This is a genomic window from Photobacterium angustum (genome assembly GCF_003026365.1).
Classification (GTDB): domain Bacteria; phylum Pseudomonadota; class Gammaproteobacteria; order Enterobacterales; family Vibrionaceae; genus Photobacterium; species Photobacterium angustum.
The window spans coordinates 16,359-33,733 of sequence record NZ_PYOM01000015.1 but is presented as its reverse complement, the minus strand read 5'-3'; the positions used below and the strand labels follow the sequence as shown (position 1 = coordinate 33,733).

Sequence of the window (17,375 nt, the reverse complement as noted above, 5' to 3'; positions counted from 1 at the left end):
TAAAGCGGTTTGGCGTTTGTTATACCGATATAACAGAGCCATCGACTATAACGGCTTTGGCGGTAAAAAGTGGTCAGCTTTCCTGATATTCGGGTACAATCGGTTCAAAATTGCCATTTCTTTCTATATTACGCCTAAAAGTGGTGATATTTAAACCAAGTTTTCCATTATCGTTTGTCCGTTATAAAAGAGGTTCCCCCTTTGTCTTCTTCACAACAAGAAAAATCCATCTTACAAATTGAAAATGCCGTTCTTGATTGGAACGACGTGGGAACACCCGTCTCAAATAACTTTGATGATGTCTACTTCTCCAACGTCAATGGATTAGAAGAAACGCGCTATGTTTTCATTAAGCAAAATGGCTTACCTGAGCGTTGGATTGACGGTGACCGTCGTCGTTTTGTTATTGCAGAAACAGGGTTTGGTACCGGATTAAACTTTTTAGCCGTATGGAAAGCATTTAAAGAATACCGATCTCAACATCCTGACGCTACAACCACAGAGCTACACTTTATTAGCTTTGAAAAATTCCCGGTAACTCAACAAGATTTGATTAAAGCCCATCAAGCATGGCCTGAACTTGCAGAGCTTGCAGAGCAGCTTCATACTCATTACCCGCCCGCTATTAAAGATTGTCATCGTATCGTATTAGAAGATGGCATGATCACCTTAGACCTCTGGTTTGGTGATATCAAAGATTGTATGCCTCAAGTATGGGTTGGCGATGAGGGGATCGTCGATGCATGGTTCCTCGATGGTTTTGCCCCTAGCAAAAATCCTGAAATGTGGAACCAAAACTTATTCAACGGCATGGTTAAAATGGCACGTAAAGATTGTAGCGTAGCAACCTTTACAGCTGCGGGCTTTGTTCGTCGAGGGTTAATAGAAGCCGGTTTTGATATGCGCAAAACCAAGGGCTTTGGTACTAAACGTGACATGATCGTAGGTCACGTTGTTGAACGCCAACATAAAGCGAACATTATGCCTTGGTATAATCGTGAAGCACAAACAGAGCTAAACGCAAATATTGCTATTATTGGTGGCGGTATCGCATCTGCAACTACAGCACTGGCTTTGCTTCGTCGAGGTCAAAATGTCACATTATATTGCGCTGACAATGAACTTGCTGAAGGTGCATCAGGCAACCGACAAGGCGCTGTCTACCCGCTATTGAATGGTAATAATGATAAGTTATCCCGTTTTTTCTCTAGCGCTTTTATCTATGCGCGACAACTTATAGAGCAAGTCGCAATTCACAGCGATTTTAGTCATAACTGGTGTGGCGTAACTCAGTTGGCGTGGGATGATAAATCAAGCCATAAGCTCGCAAATATCATCAATGGTGGTTTTGCATCTGAACTTGTTCATCATCTCGATAAGGAACAAACCAAACAAATCACGGGGGTTGAAACCGGTTTTGAAAGTGTTCATTACCCACTTGGCGGATGGTTATCACCTAAAGAGTTAACTACAGCGTTAATTGAACATGCCGTTAATGAAGGGAAACTGACGCTACAAACACAAAAAGAATTATGTCAGCTAGAACAAGTTAACAAAACTCAATGGCAACTGACTTTTACAGATGGTAGTGAAACGCGGCATAGCACAGTTATTTTGGCTAATGGTCACCGCTTTAATCAATACCCTCAAACCCAGCAGATCCCTGCTTCTTCTGTACGCGGGCAAGTCAGCCACGTGCCGACCAACCCATCACTGGGCGAGCTAAAAACGGTGCTTTGTTATGACGGCTATCTCACTCCAATAAATCCAGAAACCCAAAGTCACTGCATTGGAGCAAGTTACGATCGTCGTAATATTGATCTTAATTTTAATGAAAACGACCAACAAGATAACAAGCAACGGTTAGTAAACTGCTTACCTAATGTTGAGTGGCCTAAAAAAATTGATATAGATGGCTTTGATGTTCACAACAGAGCACGTGTTGGTATTCGTTGTGCAGTCCGAGATCACTTACCGTATGTGGGTAATGTTTGTCGTTATGATGATTTATTACAGCAATACGATGATCTTAGAGATAATCAAATATCAGCGAAAGCAGCCCCAATCTATAGCAATCTTTTTGCTATTGTTGGTTTAGGCTCTCGTGGATTAAGTTCGGCTCCATTACTCGGCGAACTCTTAGCATCGCAAATTTGTGGTGATCCATTACCACTACCACTTGACGTACTTGAAGCGCTCCACCCTGGTCGTATGTGGGTAAGAAAGCTACTTAAAGGCAAAGCAATTCAGGTACTATAAATTAATAAAAAAGCGCAATAACTATCCTCTAATTACTAGCGGGTAATTTATTGCGCTTTCTGTATTTTACCGTTACTTCAATTCTGCCGACATAACATTCATTAGTTCATTATTTTCATCGCCAGATAAATCCCATACAAAAAGACCAGCAAGCTTGTTTTTCTTCACCCAATCAGCTTTGGCTTTTACCGAACGTGAATCATCATAACTAATAAAGACTTGTTTCTCTTCATTCCACAAGTAAGGCGCCTCAGCTTTCTCGTCATAACCAGAGATATAGCCTTGTGCTTTGGTATAGTTACGCTTTAAGTCCCAATACATAAAGTAACCGGGCTCTTGTGCTGAGGTACCAAAACTTGCCCCTTGTGTAGAAGAAAGTTCTTTCGGAATAGCTTTACCATCAAATCCTTTGGTTCCTTCCCAACCTCGACCATAAAACGCTGCACCAACAACTAATTTATCAGCAGGGATCCCAAGAGAAATCATTTTATTCACAAAGACATCAGTGCCCATTCCCCACCAACCATTATCAGTCGCATGAAGATTCGTTAAATGCCCTGTTTGTGTCCCCCAGCCACCTAAATAATCATAAGTCATTGCAAACATATTAGTTAAGTACGGCGCAACAGCAGCCCAATCAATAGACTCAGCTTTGCTCCCTACACCAACAGCAGTAGAAAGCTCATATTCACGCCCTGTTTTCTTCTCTAAGTTATCTAACTCAGCACGTAGCGTTTTCACTAAATGGGTATACGCTTCTTTTTCTGATGCTTTCTGCTCATCCGATAATTTGGTATCTGGATTCCAAGGAGAGGTTGTTAAACCGCCACCACCTGGGTACTCCCAATCTAAATCAATACCATCGAAAAAATCATACTGAGCAATAAGTTCAACAGCTGATTTTGAAAAGTGTTCAATCGACGCTTTATCTTTCGCCATTGCATGGAAAGGTTCAGACATCGTCCAACCACCAAAAGAAGGCAATATTTTTAATTCCGGCTTTTCATTTTTTAAATCTTTGAGCTGAGCGAAATGCCCCTTATAAGCAACCTTAGCTTTCGTCGTCCCAAAATCTTTCTGCAATGCTGATACTTGATCAACAATCACCGCACTAAAAGGCTCTTTCCCCTTACATGCAACTTCAATTTGTTTCTGTACCGCATCACTTGCACCTTGATGTGGACCACACATACTTAAAAAGGCATAAATAACATGAGTAAGCTTATCTGCAGGAATATCTTTAACAGTATAAGGGTTAGCTTCATTATTGTATTGCCAGTCGGCAAAGTAACCCGCCACAACAGGAGAATCAGCGGCAACTGCTGAAGAGCTTAATAGAGCGGCTATCGTAAGAGGTAAAATCGCTTTCATAAATGTCCTTATTTATCATTATAACTAGCGGCTAATGCTTTTAGCTTCACAATAAAAATCAGAACAACAGCTAAGATAACAATGAGCCAATATAGAGTAATAACTACCTTAGTTTGAACATTGATAAGAAGGGATAAATAAGAAGCGTAAATACTAAATTTTAGATATTTTTCAGATTTAGCTCTTATTTATAATTGAAATGAAATTTAAACCATTAATATTATGCTATACAAAGCATCTTATTATGTTGAGAGTAAACAGCGTAATCACCCTCAAAAGAAATATATTAGAAACACTATTTAATCATATTGTTACTCATTAGCAGCAATAATGACATGGGCTTCGGGCTTACAGTCATGTAAACATTTTGCAAGTTGTGTTTGTGCAGCCACATCACCGTGAACGACACGGATCACTGCAGGACCCTCATTGATCCCTGCAACAAACTTGACTAAATCATCTTGTGCCGCATGAGCCGAATAGCCAGATATTTGATAAATATTGGCTTTAACATCAATTACTTGATCATGAATTTCAACCACTTCATCGCCATTACATAACACTCGTCCCAGTGTTCCTTCTGCTTGATATCCAGCAAAAATGACATCCGTTCGTGAGTCTGATAATAACGCTTCTAAATAATTAACAATCCGTCCGCCAGCACACATCCCACTTGCAGCGACGATGATCGCGGGCTCCCCGGAATGCTTTAAACGATTAACTAACTCAATATGATCTTGATGTGTTTCTATCGTAATACACTGTTCAAAAGAAAGAGGATGACGCCCCATATAACGACGATCTTTTGCTTCTTTCGACCAAAACTCTTGAAAATGGCGATATTGCTCCGTCACTTTCAACGCCAATGGTGAATCTAAGATCACTGGTAATGATTTCCAACGACGATAGCTATTATCATGACTCGAACCTGTTAACACATCAGCTAATATATTCTCGATATCAAACAATAGCTCTTGTGTACGGCCCACGCTGAAAGCTGGAATTAAAATTGCTCCACCATCTTGTAATGAATGTTCTATAACTTTCCGCAAATGAGCTTCACGTTGCTGGATATCATGTAGGGCTTTGTCACCATAAGTACTTTCAATTACAAGTACATCAGCTTTGTCTGGGGAAACTGGATCGGTTAATAGCGGTGTATTACAAGGGCCGAGATCGCCACTAAATACTACAATATTTTGATCAGGAAGCTCTACTTCGATATAAGCAGAACCTAAGATATGACCAGCTTGACGAAAGCGAACAGAAACACTGTCTCCATTTAATAAAACGACTTTCGCCCAACAATCATAAGGGACAGGACGTATTTTTTGCTGAATAAGTTGTGTAAACAGCTTACATTGTTGAGAGTTAAATCCTAATTGAATTTTTAAACCATCTTCAAGCATTAACGGCAATAATGCTGCCGTTGCTTCTGTCGCATAAATTGGACCGGTAAAACCTGCAGCAAGTAGCCATGGGATACGGCCAATATGGTCAATATGGCTATGAGTGATCAAGAGCGCTTCAATCCGTTTAACATCGAATTCAATATCAAACTTATTATTCTTATTTTCCTCTCCCTGAAACAGACCACAATCAACTAATAGGCTGCTATTACCGATCACTAACTCATGACACGAGCCTGTTACGCCAGTTTTTGCTCCATGGTGAATAATATCCACGAACATTCCTTGTGTTTATATTTCGTCCAATTTTTGATAATGACAGAGCTATTACCATGATAGAAATATTAACAACTAGAATCAGAGCAGGCTCACGAAATCAACGAAAAACGCCCCTGTGACACACAAATAACGTACTACTAATTCAATAAATATACCATATTTATAAACAGACAATTAAAGTTTAGCCGCCCATGCTTGTGCCGCTTTATCCACTAAAGTTAATGAATGTTCAAACGCTTCACAACTCTGGCGGTAAGGATCTGGAATGTCACGTTGACCAATCCATTGTCCAAACAACATAGTTTTACCTCGTGCTTCAGGAGCAATATTGGTTACAGCTTCAATATGCCCTTTTTCCATCACTAAAATCAGATCATATTCATAACATAACTCAGGCGTTAATTACTGCGCTTTATGATCAGATAAATCCACACCATATTGCTCCATCACCTCACATGCCATCGCATCTACAGACTTTCCTGTTAAACCGCTTTTTTGGGTTGCAATACCTGCAGAAGAGATATGTTTATCCGGTAACTTTTTATGCAATATACGTTCACCCGAAGGAGAGCGACAAATGTTGCCGACACATACTAAGAGGATTTTGTTGAAAATGGCTAACTCCGTTTAACTTTACTCAATAACCAAAAATAAACAAAAAGGCTAAGTAATAAGTACTTAGCCTTTCATATAATTTTTATATCTACTTCTTAATTAAATCATTTTACTTAACGCTTTTATTAAACGCGCTCTTTAATAAAACAATTGCAACACCAAGCATCATACCAAGTAAGAAACCTAATACAGCAATGAGTAGACGCTTTGGTTTATCACTACTGATTGGGTAATCAGTCTTTTGTAAATAGCGAACACTTTGTAAGGATAGATTATGATCAATTTTAACTTTAGAGAGTAAGTCTAATTTAGTTTGAATAATTCCAAGCTGAGGCTGGAACAGACTAAGATCTTTAATTTTTTTAAGAACCTTACTTTTTTCAGCTAGAGCTTCTGTTCCAAGCTGGATTTGGAATAACTCATCATTATTCATATCGGCTAATGGTTTAGTTACATCCGCTGATTTAGCCATATCTAAAGCATAATTTGTTTTGATTAATTCATTTGCTAGCTGTTGCTTAGCATTTGCCTCTAACGATATTTTGTTAGCTTGTAAAATTTGTTGGTGATATGAAATTTTAGCATCAAGTTCATCAATTAAATCATTACGAACTTTATTTGAAATATCGTCTGAGTACGCGACTAAAAGATCGTGTGCTAATGTTGAGGACGTCGCCTCAAAGCTCAGTTGATAAATACCTGGCTGATTTTTTTTATCTGGCTGTGATGCTGAAATTCTTTTTGCCCAGCTATTGATAAACTGTGCTTTATTCTCATCAGTAATCTGTGCTTCATCAGCATATTGCTTCATGATCTCATTGTTTTCAATAAACGCTTTTTTATTATCAAAAGCATTAAACTCAGTAATGTAATCATTTAATAAAGTATCACTACTCAAAATTCCATTTATTTTTGAAGGATTATTAATAACAGCATAGAGATTTGTTATTTGACTCCGAATATTAGCGGTATTTTGGTACTGCCCAGTTGTTATGACAGCTTTCGATATCCACCACTGCTGAGCAGTCAGTGCATAAATAATTGCACTGACAGTGAAAACGACTGTACATACTGCTATTGTCAACTTACCTTGCCAAAGAGTTTTGACTAACTCAACTAAATCAATCTCATCACTTGGTGAGTTATTTACAGCTTGAATATCACTCATTATTTTTCCACAAACCTAAAAACTACGCCGAAATTTTTTGCCACATTTGGCACACAAGAACATAATCAGATGGCGAAAGTTCACTTTTTGCATCAGCAATACTTTGTTCTACTTTTTCCTTCATTGCTGACAGTTGTGATTCATTTCCTAATTCACAATCAGCTGCAGCTAGTGAAATATGTCCACGCAAATAGCCACCAGCAAACAATTCATCATCTGTTGCAGTGTCTATTCCATCGTCGATAAGCAATAATAGCTTCTCTTCGTATTCTTGAATTGTCATTTCCTATCCTATACACAACCCATTTCGTTTTATCGAACGGGTTGTATGAAGTCCTGTTCTGTTAACTTTGTGATACCATAAAAAACTCGGAACGCATCAGATAGCATCTTTACCCGTTCTGGAGTTCCGCACTCTAAATAGGTTAACACTTGTTCACGCACTTTTAACGTGAACGCTACCCTATCAGGCTCACAGTCACCAAGTAAGTTGTCACAACTTACTTGGAATTTAAATCCGCAACTTGCTGATAAAATCCACTCGATGGCCTGTGGTTTAATCTCTACTTTCTCGAACGCTGCTTGAACTGCCTCAGAGCGTCCATCTGGTTCATACCAATAACCATAATCTTCTAATTTGCGTCGTTCTACACCTGCGATACACCAGTGTGCTAACTCATGCATTGCCGAGGCAAAATAGCCACGGGCAAAAATTATCTGATTATGCTGTCGCTCACTAGAAGCAGGCAGATAAATTGGCTCTTCACCGCCTAGAAGTAACTCTGTATTGAGACTTTCTAAAAATAACCCATTGAAAATAACGATTAAGTCGTTGTAATCATGCCTCATACTAATGGCAACTTCTGAAATACATAACTTATCGATTATACAATGCAGTGAATCTAAGTGCGAATATTCTTAAGGTAACAGGCTATGACAAACGTCATGTTCTTGTCATTTTATAAAGACATAACAATTTTTGCTTACTTTTCAGTCAACTACTTTAATCAAAAACAGAATACGCCACTCGAAGCATAACAAACTTAAATACTCTGCCATTAATTTAGGATGAATTAAATTCATGCAAAATTATTTTCTTTTCATTAGAAGTAGATAACTATCACAAATACAATCAGCTCAATTTATTTTAGGACGATTGTTATCATGCTGCTTTCAATTTTATACATTATTGGCATTACTGCAGAAGCAATGACCGGTGCGTTAGCAGCAGGCAAACGCCACATGGATTGGTTTGGAGTAATGCTAGTTGCAAGTGCTACTGCAATTGGTGGCGGGACAGTGCGAGATATTTTACTCGGTCATTACCCTTTAGGTTGGGTTGCACACCCACAATACTTGGTGATCACTTGTATCGCAGGGATCTTAACTACCTATTTTGCGCGTTGGGTTGTACGTTTTCACAAAGTGTTTATCTTGCTCGATGCTATCGGCTTAATCGTGTTTAGCATTATTGGATGTCAAGTTGCAATGACAATGGGACTTTCTCCGATTATTTGTGTCGTTGCAGCGGTTGTGACTGGCGTATTTGGTGGTTTACTTCGTGATATGATCACTCGTCGTAAACCGATGGTACTACACAAAGAGCTTTATGCATCGGTCGCATTTATTGCAGGCATTATGTATTACGCCATGTCTTATATAGGTGTCCATCCTGATATAACCACACTCATTACTTTAATTACAGGTTTTAGCCTACGTATGGCTGCTGTCTATTTTAGCTGGAGCTTACCTGTGTTTGAGTTTAAAGAAGAAACCTTCCACTAAAACTCAAGGTATTATTACCAGATAAAACAAAGCCACGCTAAATTCATTCAAGCGTGGCTTATTTATAGATGTCTGTTTAATTAAATTTTAGGTGTATCAGTAACAACATCTGCGTTTTGACCACGATGACGTAACAGGTGATCCATTAAAGTAATCGCTAACATAGCTTCAGCAATAGGTACTGCACGAATACCTACACATGGGTCGTGGCGACCTTTCGTCACAACTTCAGCAGTCTCACCCTGTTTAGTAATAGTTTCACCCGGAACCGTAATACTTGATGTTGGCTTAAGGGCAATATGTGCCACAACATCTTGACCAGATGAAATACCACCTAAAATGCCACCAGCATGATTGGTTTTAAAACCTTTCGGTGTCATCGCATCACGGTGTTCACTGCCACGTTGATCTACTACATCAAAACCATCACCGATCTCAACACCTTTAACTGCATTGATACTCATTAGTGAATGAGCTATATCAGCGTCTAAACGATCAAAAACGGGTTCACCTAAACCAACAGGGACATTTTTCGCAACCACGGTAATTTTCGCACCGATTGAGTCGCCTTCTTTTTTCAACTTACGGATCAATTCATCGTAAGCTTCAACTTTATCAACATCAGGGCAGAAAAAGGCGTTTTGCTCAATTTGATCCCAATCGACCTTATCAATTTTCACATCACCCATTTGTGATAGGTAAGCGCGTACTTCAATACCATGTACTTGTTTTAAGTATTTCTTTGCCACAGAGCCAGCAGCAACACGCATTGCCGTCTCACGAGCAGATGAGCGACCACCACCACGATAATCACGTACGCCATATTTTTGATGGTAGGTGTAATCGGCATGTCCTGGACGAAATAAGTCTTGAATATTTGAGTAATCTTTAGAGCGTTGATCGGTATTTTCAATCAATAAGCCGATAGATGTGCCCGTTGTTACACCTTCAAATACGCCAGATAGAATTTTCACTTCATCAGGTTCGCGACGTTGCGTAGTATATTTTGATGTTCCCGGTCGACGGCGATCCAAATCATGCTGCATATCAGCTTCAGTTAATGCGAGTCCCGGCGGGCAGCCATCTATAATACAGCCCAGCGCCAAGCCATGGCTTTCGCCAAATGTGGTGACGCGAAATAGTTGTCCAATCGTATTTCCTGCCATTACTTCCTCTGTGATATCTCTATGCTTACATGCACTTTTAATTTTACTAATACTGACATAGTGCAAAGTTGTCCGATAGATTGCAAGAACAAGTGTGCAAATTACCGCCAGTGCAGCCTTTCAGAAACAAAAAGGCGACAGGCTTTCACCTATCGCTCTTCTTTAAATCTTTAAATTAGAGATTAAGCAGTTGCTAATACTCGTTCAGCCTTCGCTTTACGTACTTTCTTAAGTGTTACTGCAACAAGAGCTGTAACGACCATACCAGATGCCATACATAGTAGCGCAAGTGCAGGTTTATTCATCGCACCAAGTAATGCCACCACGGGACCACCGTGTGCCACACTGTTGGTAATACCAAAAGAGAACGCCATCACTGCGGCAACCATACTACCTAGCACGTTTGCTGGGATCACCGATAGTGGATCTTGCGCAGCAAATGGAATTGCACCTTCAGAGATACCTACTAAGCCCATTGCACCTGCAGCTTTACCTGCTTCAACTTCTGATTGCTCGAAAATATTTAACTTACGACCAAGTACCGTTGCTAAGCCCATACCTAAAGGAGCAACAGGGATCGCACAAGCCATCGCACCCATGAACTGTGTTTGCCCGTTGGCAATCATACCGACAGAGAACAAGAACGCGACTTTGTTAAAAGGACCGCCCATATCAAAGCCGGCCATACCACCCAGAACAATACCAAGTAGAACCACGTTACCTGTGCTCATTTCAGTAAGCATGCTATTCATGCTATCCATCAATCCAGCGATTGGCGCACCAATAACGAAGATAAATAAGCTAGCGATAAACAAGGTACCGGTAATTGGCGCAATAAGAATCGGCACTAATGGCTGCACCATCTTATGGTAATTACGTGTTGCAACCCAACGAACGAAGTAACCCACCAGCAAGCCTGCAACAATGGCACCAATAAAGCCAGTACCCGCACTTGCGTCATAAAATGAACCGTTATTAGCAATCCAACCACCAATGAAACCCGGTGCTAATGCAGGACGATCACCAATCGCAAAAGCAATGTAACCCGCCAGAATTGGGATCATTAAGGTAAATGCAACAACACCAACATCAAGCACTTTTTGCCATAGGCTACCCGCTGGTATTTGCATACCAGAATCAGTTGGTTGACCACCAATGGCCAGTGATAATGCAATTAACAAACCACCTGTAACCACAAACGGGATCATGTGCGATACACCGTTCATCAAATAGCGATATAAGTTCGAACGAGTTTGCGCGACTTTGCTTTCGCTAGAGTCAGAGGTGTCATCACCATCAGCTTCATAAGTTTTCGCCACTAACGCTTGTTGAATAACACCTTTGGCATCTTTAATTGGCGCTTTTACGCCAGTTTTAATCAGTTTTTTACCTGCAAAGCGAGCCATGTCGACTTGCTTATCACAGCTAACCACAATCGCTTCTGCACGTGCAATTTCTTCAGCTGTTGGGGAATTCTTGACACCAATCGAACCATTAGTTTCAACTTTAATTTCATAACCAAGCTCAGCACCAGCTTTTTCCAACGCCTCTGCGGCAAGGTAAGTATGAGAAATACCAACTGGGCAGCCTGTCACACCAATGATCAAACCTTTTGTTTGTGCTTGCGTGACAACTTGCTCTTTTTCTTCAAGTAACAAAGCTAAGGCTTCTTTTTCAGTCTTAGCGGCTAAGAACTTCTCAACAAAACCATCTTCAATCAGCTTTGAAGAAAGCTCAGCTAAGACTTCAATATGATGGTTATCGCCATTATCAGGTGATGCAATCATGAAAAACAGTTGTGATGGTTTACCATCTTCTGCGCCGTATTCAATACCTGTACGGCTAACACCAATCGCTACCGCAGGTTGTGCAACGGCTGCACTTTTCGCATGAGGGATAGCGATCCCTTCTTCAAATCCTGTATTGCCTAATTCTTCACGTGCTTTTACATCAGCAATGAATTGCGTTTTATCAGCCACGCGCCCTTGCGCTGCCAAGATTTCAGCCATTTCATTAAACACGTCATCTTTGGTTTTCGCCTTAAGATTAAGGTTAATTAAGCTTTCGTTGATCAAGGAAGTGATCATGTTCTATCCCCAAGAATTATTTTTATCGCCCATCACACTGAATTTGATGGATTTGAGTATGGGAATATTGTCTGGTGTTTGGCAGCTTCAAAATAGAGCATAAAAAAGGCTTTAGCTGGATAAATGTAACCTAACAATAAGGATGTGAACTATCACACACTTTATCTGAACATAAAAAAACGAATAAAACCAAGGTAAAAAATACCATTTATCAGAACCTTAAATAAAAACAGAAGTTAAAACACATACTACAATCTGTAACGCTAAATTTTTAATAACTAGAGATAACACACATCTAATGTTTAATCTCAGCCTACTTTTAGTGAAATACTTCACACTATCAAAAATAAAAAAAGCGACAGAATATTCTGTCGCTTTAAATAAGTGCTAGGACGTTAGATCAGCTTAGTTGTAGGCGCGGGCAAATGTACCAACACAAGTTACTTGATACTGCTCAGTATAAGCGGGAATAAATACAGACTGACCTTTCTCTATCACGACACTATCACCATTACTATGGGTCAATGTTACTGGTGCATCAATGGCAAAGACGATTTCAGCACTATTCACAGTAAGACTAATGTTATCTACTTGCTTATAAACACTGAACTTAAAATCAGGAACTGGGATAGCATAATGTAAACCGTTTTCTGCTTGTGTTGGGGCTAACAACAATGAATCAAACGCCATTGACGTGAAATAGGTGTTTGCAACGAGCTCAGGAACATCCATGTATTTTGGCGTTAAACCAGCGCGCAATACATTATCGGAGTTCGCCATGATCTCTAAACCTGTACCTTTAATGTAGGCATGTGGCGTACAGGCACTAAGGAACATCGCCTCACCTGGTTGAAGAGTTAATACATTTAACATTAACGGCGCAAATAAACCGATATCACCAGGATATTGTTCAGCTAAATCTAATAATAAAGCAAACAATGGCAGATCTTTATGTGCTTCACTATAAGCCAATAATGCGTTTACCGCTGAAGCTTTTTGCTCACCTTCTAGCGATAACATTGCAGTAAAGAAATCCCGTAAACCTACTTCCGTTTGATTGGCATTAAATGCAGCAACTAACTCACAAATAGCCGTAATTTCAAGTGCATTGAACTGCGCAGCAATGTCTTCAATTTGGCGGAAACCATTCATCGCTTGGTACGGTGTTAACGCAAAAACTAACTCTGGCTTGTGGTTTGGATCTTTGTAATTACGGTTCGCCGCATTACGCGCAATGCCCATTTGCTCTTCTTTGGCAAAGCCTACTTCTGCTTGCTGCTTATTTGGGTGAACCTGAATAGACAGTGCCTTTTCTGCCGCTAACACTTTAAATAAATACGGCAGCTCACCAAATTGTTGCTGGGTTTGCGCACCGATGATCGCATCAGGATCCGTTGCAATGAAGTCAGACAACTTTACCACTTTTCCCTGAACCTCAATTTCAGAGCAGCCATTCGCATGAGCGCCCATCCATAATTCTGCTTGTGGTTTAGCATCAGGGTTCGCGATACCAAATAAAGATTCAATCGAGGTTATACTTCCCCATGCATAATCTTGAATCACATTATTCATTTTAAAAAACACAGAGCGGTGAGTACCAGCCATATTAATTCCTAAATTTATTATCGTTGTGCATCGATGAAATCGTATTCCACTTAGCAAATCTAAAAAGAACGAAGGGGAATACCATTTAAGCAATGCTAAATGTTACATAAGTCAAAAAGTGGTACATCAATCAGGTCACCATAAGCCCTTATTCGATACAATCCATTAAGTGAGTTATGTTTTACAAAATAATGCGCTGCACTATAACAAAAACAGCCATAAATATTTATAGCTAACTCACAATACCTCACAACATTGGGTGACTTAACGCAAATTATGGATACCGTATTTCTTAATCTTATTGATTCTATTCTCGAAGAGCGAGAAAGCTTTAACCATATTTGGTTTGCTAATGATCACACCGCACCACCACTATTTAGTTATCAAGTGAATTTTCCCCGCCTTGAATTGGTGCTTAAAGGCGAGTATGTGAATCAATTAGAAGACGGCGAGTATGGCATTCGAGATATTAACTTGATGCTAGGAGATGCCCTGTATATTCCACCGAACTGTTGGAATAAACCCAATTGGGATACGGAATGCTCGGTATTGAGCCTACTATTTGGTAAAAGACAAATTGGTTTTAGTTTAGTCAGCAAAAGCAAAGATAATCCTCACTTTTTTGATGTGCAAAAACACTCAATCCAAGCCGCGACAGGACATGCTATTGATCCTATTTTATCGGCATTGAATATGCTGGCAAAAGAGTCAACGAAGAAACCAATGGATGAATACCTCTTGTTGGCGCTCCTTAGTTATAGCCGCTCTATGCTCTATACCCCAGATAGAGTGAAAAAAAATCGTTGTGAAGATCTCTATCAAGGGATCTGTATTTATATTCAAGAAAACTTTCACCGCGCGATCAGCCGAGAATCTATTGCTCATCGTTTTAACATTACCCCGAACCACCTCTCGCGCTTATTCAGACAGCAGGGACATATGCGATTAGCAGATTACATCTGTTGGGTACGGTTAGAACGCGCAAAATTTATGCTCAAGAAATACAATTTTCGTTTAGCGGAAGTAGCAACCCGATGCGGGTTTCAAGATATGAATTACTTCTGTCGGGTATTTAAAAACAAAACAGGTCGTACACCAACTGAATATCGCAGCCTTAATCAGACGCTAGCATCGCCTCAATGATTAGCGCTTGTATAACATTACTATCAGAGGCTTGGCGCAAAGCATCTGCATAACGATCTTGTAGTAGTTGCTTTGAAAACCGAGAAAAAGCCATTAGTACTGAACGCGATAAGGGCTTAGGTAATACCATCATCAATACCTTACTTACATCTCCTCGTGCGCTATGCCAATCCATTTGCTGACAACAAGAAATCACCATTGCAGGCTGAGTAATGGGTTCTATCATCACATGGGGCATCGCAATACCATTCCCCATCACAGTCGCAGAAATACTTTCACGCTTTTCTATCGCAGCTAACACTTCTTGATAGTCATCGACTTTAATCACCTTTTCATCCACCAGCGAGCGTGTCATCGTTGCTAATAATTGTGCTTTAGTATTATCGACCTGAATTTTTTTCGGCGTGATGAAAGAAAGAGGGAAATCCAGCATTGCCATCCGCTGTTTTAAAATACTATTTCCCTTACTATCGCTCGATGGCAACAATAACGGACAAGCATATTCGTGAATAAAATCAGTCAGTACCAATAGGGCTAATTCTGCATCTGCGCCTGTGATAACAAGCTGACACAACTGATAAGATTTACTTGCAAGTGTTGAAACATGAAGAGGCTTAGTGACCGACTCAGAGCGTAACAGTTGCAAGTTAAACACCTCCACATCGGCAGTAAAATAGCTGGCGAGCTTTTTCAATTTGTCTAACTGAAAAAGAGGTAATCCAGTGTGACCACAATAGAACGTAAGGCGTCTTTCCAACATCGTAATGCCCTGCTATTGGGTGATTAATTGCTGGCAGCGTTTTAGCACAGCTTCTGGATCAACCAAAACCTCTTCAATAGTAACACAATGGATTTTACTGCCAGTAAATCGGCTCCGCTGTTCTACTTCGATATCTGAAGCAATCAAGGTTAAATCTGCTTTAGCAATATCTTGCAGTGTTAACTGATCTTCAATCCCCATCGCACCTTGCGTTTCAACGTGGATCTGAATTCCCATTTTATGAGCTGTTTTATTTAGCGCATCTGCTGCCATGTAAGTATGGGCGATTCCCGTAGGACAAGCTGTTACAGCAACAATTTTCATTCTATTTCCTTATTTATACATCGAATTACGCACCAATAAAAACGCCCTTTAAACTATCCATTCTGTCTAGAGAATGTATAAGAAACTAAAGGGCGTTATTTATCTATTTAAGTGTATTAATCTTCTCTTTTAGATTTCCACTTTTTAATGCCAGTACTTTTACCACCAAAACTTGGTTTTGAATCACGATCTGAAGTACGCGCTGGACGACGATTATCATTACGACCTTGGCCATTACGATCATTGCTATTGCGCCCGTTACTGTTACGTCCTTGACCACGCTGTTGGCGAGATTCACTGTCTTCTTCATTGCGGCGATTTTGGCGCTGACCGCCAGGACGACGAGTAAATTCACCCGTACCACTGTAGGTTTTGAACGCTTTTTCTTGAGCACGCTTTTCGTTACGCGCTTCTTGCTGGCGGTGATCGTAAAGTTTCGCATCGGTGGCTTTAGCAATTTTACGACCTTCAGCATCAACTTTTGATGCTTCTTCGGTACCTGATGATTGTGCAATTAAACGGTTAATTTCACCGATTTCATCATCAGTTAAGTAACGCCACTTACCATTAGGTAAACCATCAATAGTGATATTCATAATACGTACTCGGCGAAGCTTATATACTTCATAACCAAGCGCTTCACACATACGACGGATCTGACGGTTCAAACCTTGAGTTAGCACAATACGGAAAGAGAAATTCGTTTCTTTCGTTACCTTACAAGGCAAGGTTACCGTATCTAAGATCTCAACACCTGACGCCATTTTCTCTAGGAATTCAGGCGTGATCACTTTATCAACACGGACTACGTATTCTTTTTCGTGAGAGTTACCCGCACGTAGGATCTTATTAACGATGTCGCCATCATTAGTTAAGAAGATCAAGCCATCTGATGGCTTATCTAAACGACCAATAGGGAAAATACGCTTGCGGTGACCAATAAAATCAACGATGTTACCTTCGATATGACGTTCAGTTGTACAGGTGATCCCAGTTGGCTTATTTAGCGCGATATAAATTGGACGTTCTTTGCTACGAAGTGGCTTATCATCAATAAGCACATCATCGTTATCCATTACTCGTACGCCCATCTCTGGTTTTTGACCATTAATAGTGACGCGTCCCTGATCAATCAGCTTGTCCGCCTCACGGCGTGAGCAATAGCCTGTATCACTAATGAATTTATTAAGACGAACCCCTTTTGGGCTCTGCTGTTCAGTTGGATTCTGTGACATGGTTTTCTTCTATAAAGGGCTTTAGGACGATCAGGGTAAAAAGCTGCAAACGTGCAGTTTAATTACTCGATAGTTATCTATGCAGAAGTTTAACTGATTGCTCACTAAAGAGGTAGTCGCCGTAAGCTTGCACCGATAAAAAGGTAAATTAAAAAGGCGATAAGGTTTG

At 40.1% G+C, this 17,375-nt stretch carries 14 protein-coding genes and 1 pseudogene; 3 read left to right on the top strand and 12 right to left on the bottom strand.

Going from position 1 to position 17,375, the window contains the following annotated elements; genetic code table 11:
* Positions 1-201: 201 nt before the first annotated feature.
* Complete coding sequence (gene mnmC, locus CTN01_RS15615) at positions 202-2,259, top strand: bifunctional tRNA (5-methylaminomethyl-2-thiouridine)(34)-methyltransferase MnmC2/FAD-dependent 5-carboxymethylaminomethyl-2-thiouridine(34) oxidoreductase MnmC1 (RefSeq protein WP_045148277.1); 2,058 nt, start codon at positions 202-204, stop codon at positions 2,257-2,259.
* A gap of 72 nt (positions 2,260-2,331) precedes the next feature.
* Here mnmC and CTN01_RS15610 read toward each other — a convergent pair whose 3' ends face one another.
* The 6 genes and pseudogenes from CTN01_RS15610 to CTN01_RS15585 all read right to left on the bottom strand — a co-directional run bounded on the left by CTN01_RS15610 (position 2,332) and on the right by CTN01_RS15585 (position 7,950).
* A complete protein-coding gene (locus CTN01_RS15610) occupies positions 2,332-3,630 on the bottom strand; it encodes a glycoside hydrolase family 18 protein (protein WP_045148276.1) in 1,299 nt (432 codons plus the stop codon).
* Between the two features lie 311 nt (positions 3,631-3,941).
* The gene (locus tag CTN01_RS15605) at positions 3,942-5,315 is read right to left on the bottom strand and encodes an MBL fold metallo-hydrolase (protein ID WP_045148275.1); all 1,374 of its coding nucleotides are present in this window, start codon (positions 5,313-5,315) and stop codon (positions 3,942-3,944) included.
* 177 nt (positions 5,316-5,492) lie between these two features.
* Positions 5,493-5,933 (bottom strand): annotated as a pseudogene (locus CTN01_RS15600) (arsenate reductase/protein-tyrosine-phosphatase family protein).
* A 109-nt stretch (positions 5,934-6,042) separates the two neighbouring features.
* Positions 6,043-7,101: an LPS O-antigen chain length determinant protein WzzB gene (locus tag CTN01_RS15595; RefSeq protein WP_045148274.1), complete on the bottom strand. Its 1,059-nt coding sequence runs from the start codon at positions 7,099-7,101 to the stop codon at positions 6,043-6,045.
* A gap of 22 nt (positions 7,102-7,123) precedes the next feature.
* On the bottom strand, positions 7,124-7,384 hold the full coding sequence (locus CTN01_RS15590) for a YfcL family protein (protein WP_045148272.1): 261 nt from the start codon (positions 7,382-7,384) through the stop codon (positions 7,124-7,126).
* Between the two features lie 29 nt (positions 7,385-7,413).
* Positions 7,414-7,950, bottom strand: coding sequence for an elongation factor P hydroxylase (locus tag CTN01_RS15585; protein ID WP_045148271.1), 537 nt, complete (start codon positions 7,948-7,950; stop codon positions 7,414-7,416).
* A gap of 315 nt (positions 7,951-8,265) precedes the next feature.
* Between CTN01_RS15585 and CTN01_RS15580 the strand changes: the two genes are divergently transcribed.
* On the top strand, positions 8,266-8,886 hold the full coding sequence (locus tag CTN01_RS15580; RefSeq protein ID WP_045148269.1) for a trimeric intracellular cation channel family protein: 621 nt from the start codon (positions 8,266-8,268) through the stop codon (positions 8,884-8,886).
* 80 nt (positions 8,887-8,966) lie between these two features.
* Here the strand turns inward: CTN01_RS15580 and aroC are convergent, their stop codons facing one another.
* The 3 genes from aroC to manA all read right to left on the bottom strand — a co-directional run bounded on the left by aroC (position 8,967) and on the right by manA (position 13,744).
* Positions 8,967-10,052 carry a chorismate synthase gene (gene aroC, locus CTN01_RS15575; protein WP_045148268.1) on the bottom strand — a complete coding sequence of 362 codons (1,086 nt, stop codon included), beginning with the start codon at positions 10,050-10,052 and terminating at the stop codon, positions 8,967-8,969.
* A gap of 182 nt (positions 10,053-10,234) precedes the next feature.
* The gene (locus tag CTN01_RS15570) at positions 10,235-12,139 is read right to left on the bottom strand and encodes a PTS fructose transporter subunit IIABC (protein ID WP_045148266.1); all 1,905 of its coding nucleotides are present in this window, start codon (positions 12,137-12,139) and stop codon (positions 10,235-10,237) included.
* A 405-nt stretch (positions 12,140-12,544) separates the two neighbouring features.
* Positions 12,545-13,744, bottom strand: coding sequence for a mannose-6-phosphate isomerase, class I (manA, locus tag CTN01_RS15565; RefSeq protein WP_045148265.1), 1,200 nt, complete (start codon positions 13,742-13,744; stop codon positions 12,545-12,547).
* A gap of 276 nt (positions 13,745-14,020) precedes the next feature.
* Here manA and CTN01_RS15560 point away from each other — a divergent pair, with 276 nt between their 5' ends.
* Positions 14,021-14,887: a helix-turn-helix transcriptional regulator gene (locus tag CTN01_RS15560; RefSeq protein WP_107342188.1), complete on the top strand. Its 867-nt coding sequence runs from the start codon at positions 14,021-14,023 to the stop codon at positions 14,885-14,887.
* Here CTN01_RS15560 and CTN01_RS15555 read toward each other — a convergent pair.
* The 3 genes from CTN01_RS15555 to rluF form a co-directional block, all read right to left on the bottom strand.
* Complete coding sequence (locus CTN01_RS15555) at positions 14,859-15,647, bottom strand: PTS sugar transporter subunit IIA (RefSeq protein ID WP_045148263.1); 789 nt, start codon at positions 15,645-15,647, stop codon at positions 14,859-14,861. The genes CTN01_RS15560 and CTN01_RS15555 overlap by 29 nt on opposite strands.
* A 12-nt stretch (positions 15,648-15,659) precedes the next feature.
* On the bottom strand, positions 15,660-15,971 hold the full coding sequence (locus tag CTN01_RS15550) for a PTS fructose transporter subunit IIB (protein ID WP_045148262.1): 312 nt from the start codon (positions 15,969-15,971) through the stop codon (positions 15,660-15,662).
* Positions 15,972-16,087: 116 nt separating this feature from the next.
* Positions 16,088-17,206, bottom strand: coding sequence for a 23S rRNA pseudouridine(2604) synthase RluF (gene rluF, locus CTN01_RS15545; protein WP_045148260.1), 1,119 nt, complete (start codon positions 17,204-17,206; stop codon positions 16,088-16,090).
* Positions 17,207-17,375: the final 169 nt, after the last annotated feature.

Coding starts and splice junctions, on each gene's coding strand:
- CTN01_RS15610 (WP_045148276.1), bottom strand. CDS start 3,630: ATGAAAGCGATTTTACCTCTTACGATAGCCGCTCTATTAAGCTCTTCA.
- CTN01_RS15595 (WP_045148274.1), bottom strand. CDS start 7,101: ATGAGTGATATTCAAGCTGTAAATAACTCACCAAGTGATGAGATTGAT.
- CTN01_RS15590 (WP_045148272.1), bottom strand. CDS start 7,384: ATGACAATTCAAGAATACGAAGAGAAGCTATTATTGCTTATCGACGAT.
- CTN01_RS15585 (WP_045148271.1), bottom strand. CDS start 7,950: ATGAGGCATGATTACAACGACTTAATCGTTATTTTCAATGGGTTATTT.
- CTN01_RS15580 (WP_045148269.1), top strand. CDS start 8,266: ATGCTGCTTTCAATTTTATACATTATTGGCATTACTGCAGAAGCAATG.
- aroC (WP_045148268.1), bottom strand. CDS start 10,052: ATGGCAGGAAATACGATTGGACAACTATTTCGCGTCACCACATTTGGC.
- CTN01_RS15570 (WP_045148266.1), bottom strand. CDS start 12,139: ATGATCACTTCCTTGATCAACGAAAGCTTAATTAACCTTAATCTTAAG.
- manA (WP_045148265.1), bottom strand. CDS start 13,744: ATGGCTGGTACTCACCGCTCTGTGTTTTTTAAAATGAATAATGTGATT.
- CTN01_RS15560 (WP_107342188.1), top strand. CDS start 14,021: ATGGATACCGTATTTCTTAATCTTATTGATTCTATTCTCGAAGAGCGA.
- CTN01_RS15555 (WP_045148263.1), bottom strand. CDS start 15,647: ATGTTGGAAAGACGCCTTACGTTCTATTGTGGTCACACTGGATTACCT.
- CTN01_RS15550 (WP_045148262.1), bottom strand. CDS start 15,971: ATGAAAATTGTTGCTGTAACAGCTTGTCCTACGGGAATCGCCCATACT.
- rluF (WP_045148260.1), bottom strand. CDS start 17,206: ATGTCACAGAATCCAACTGAACAGCAGAGCCCAAAAGGGGTTCGTCTT.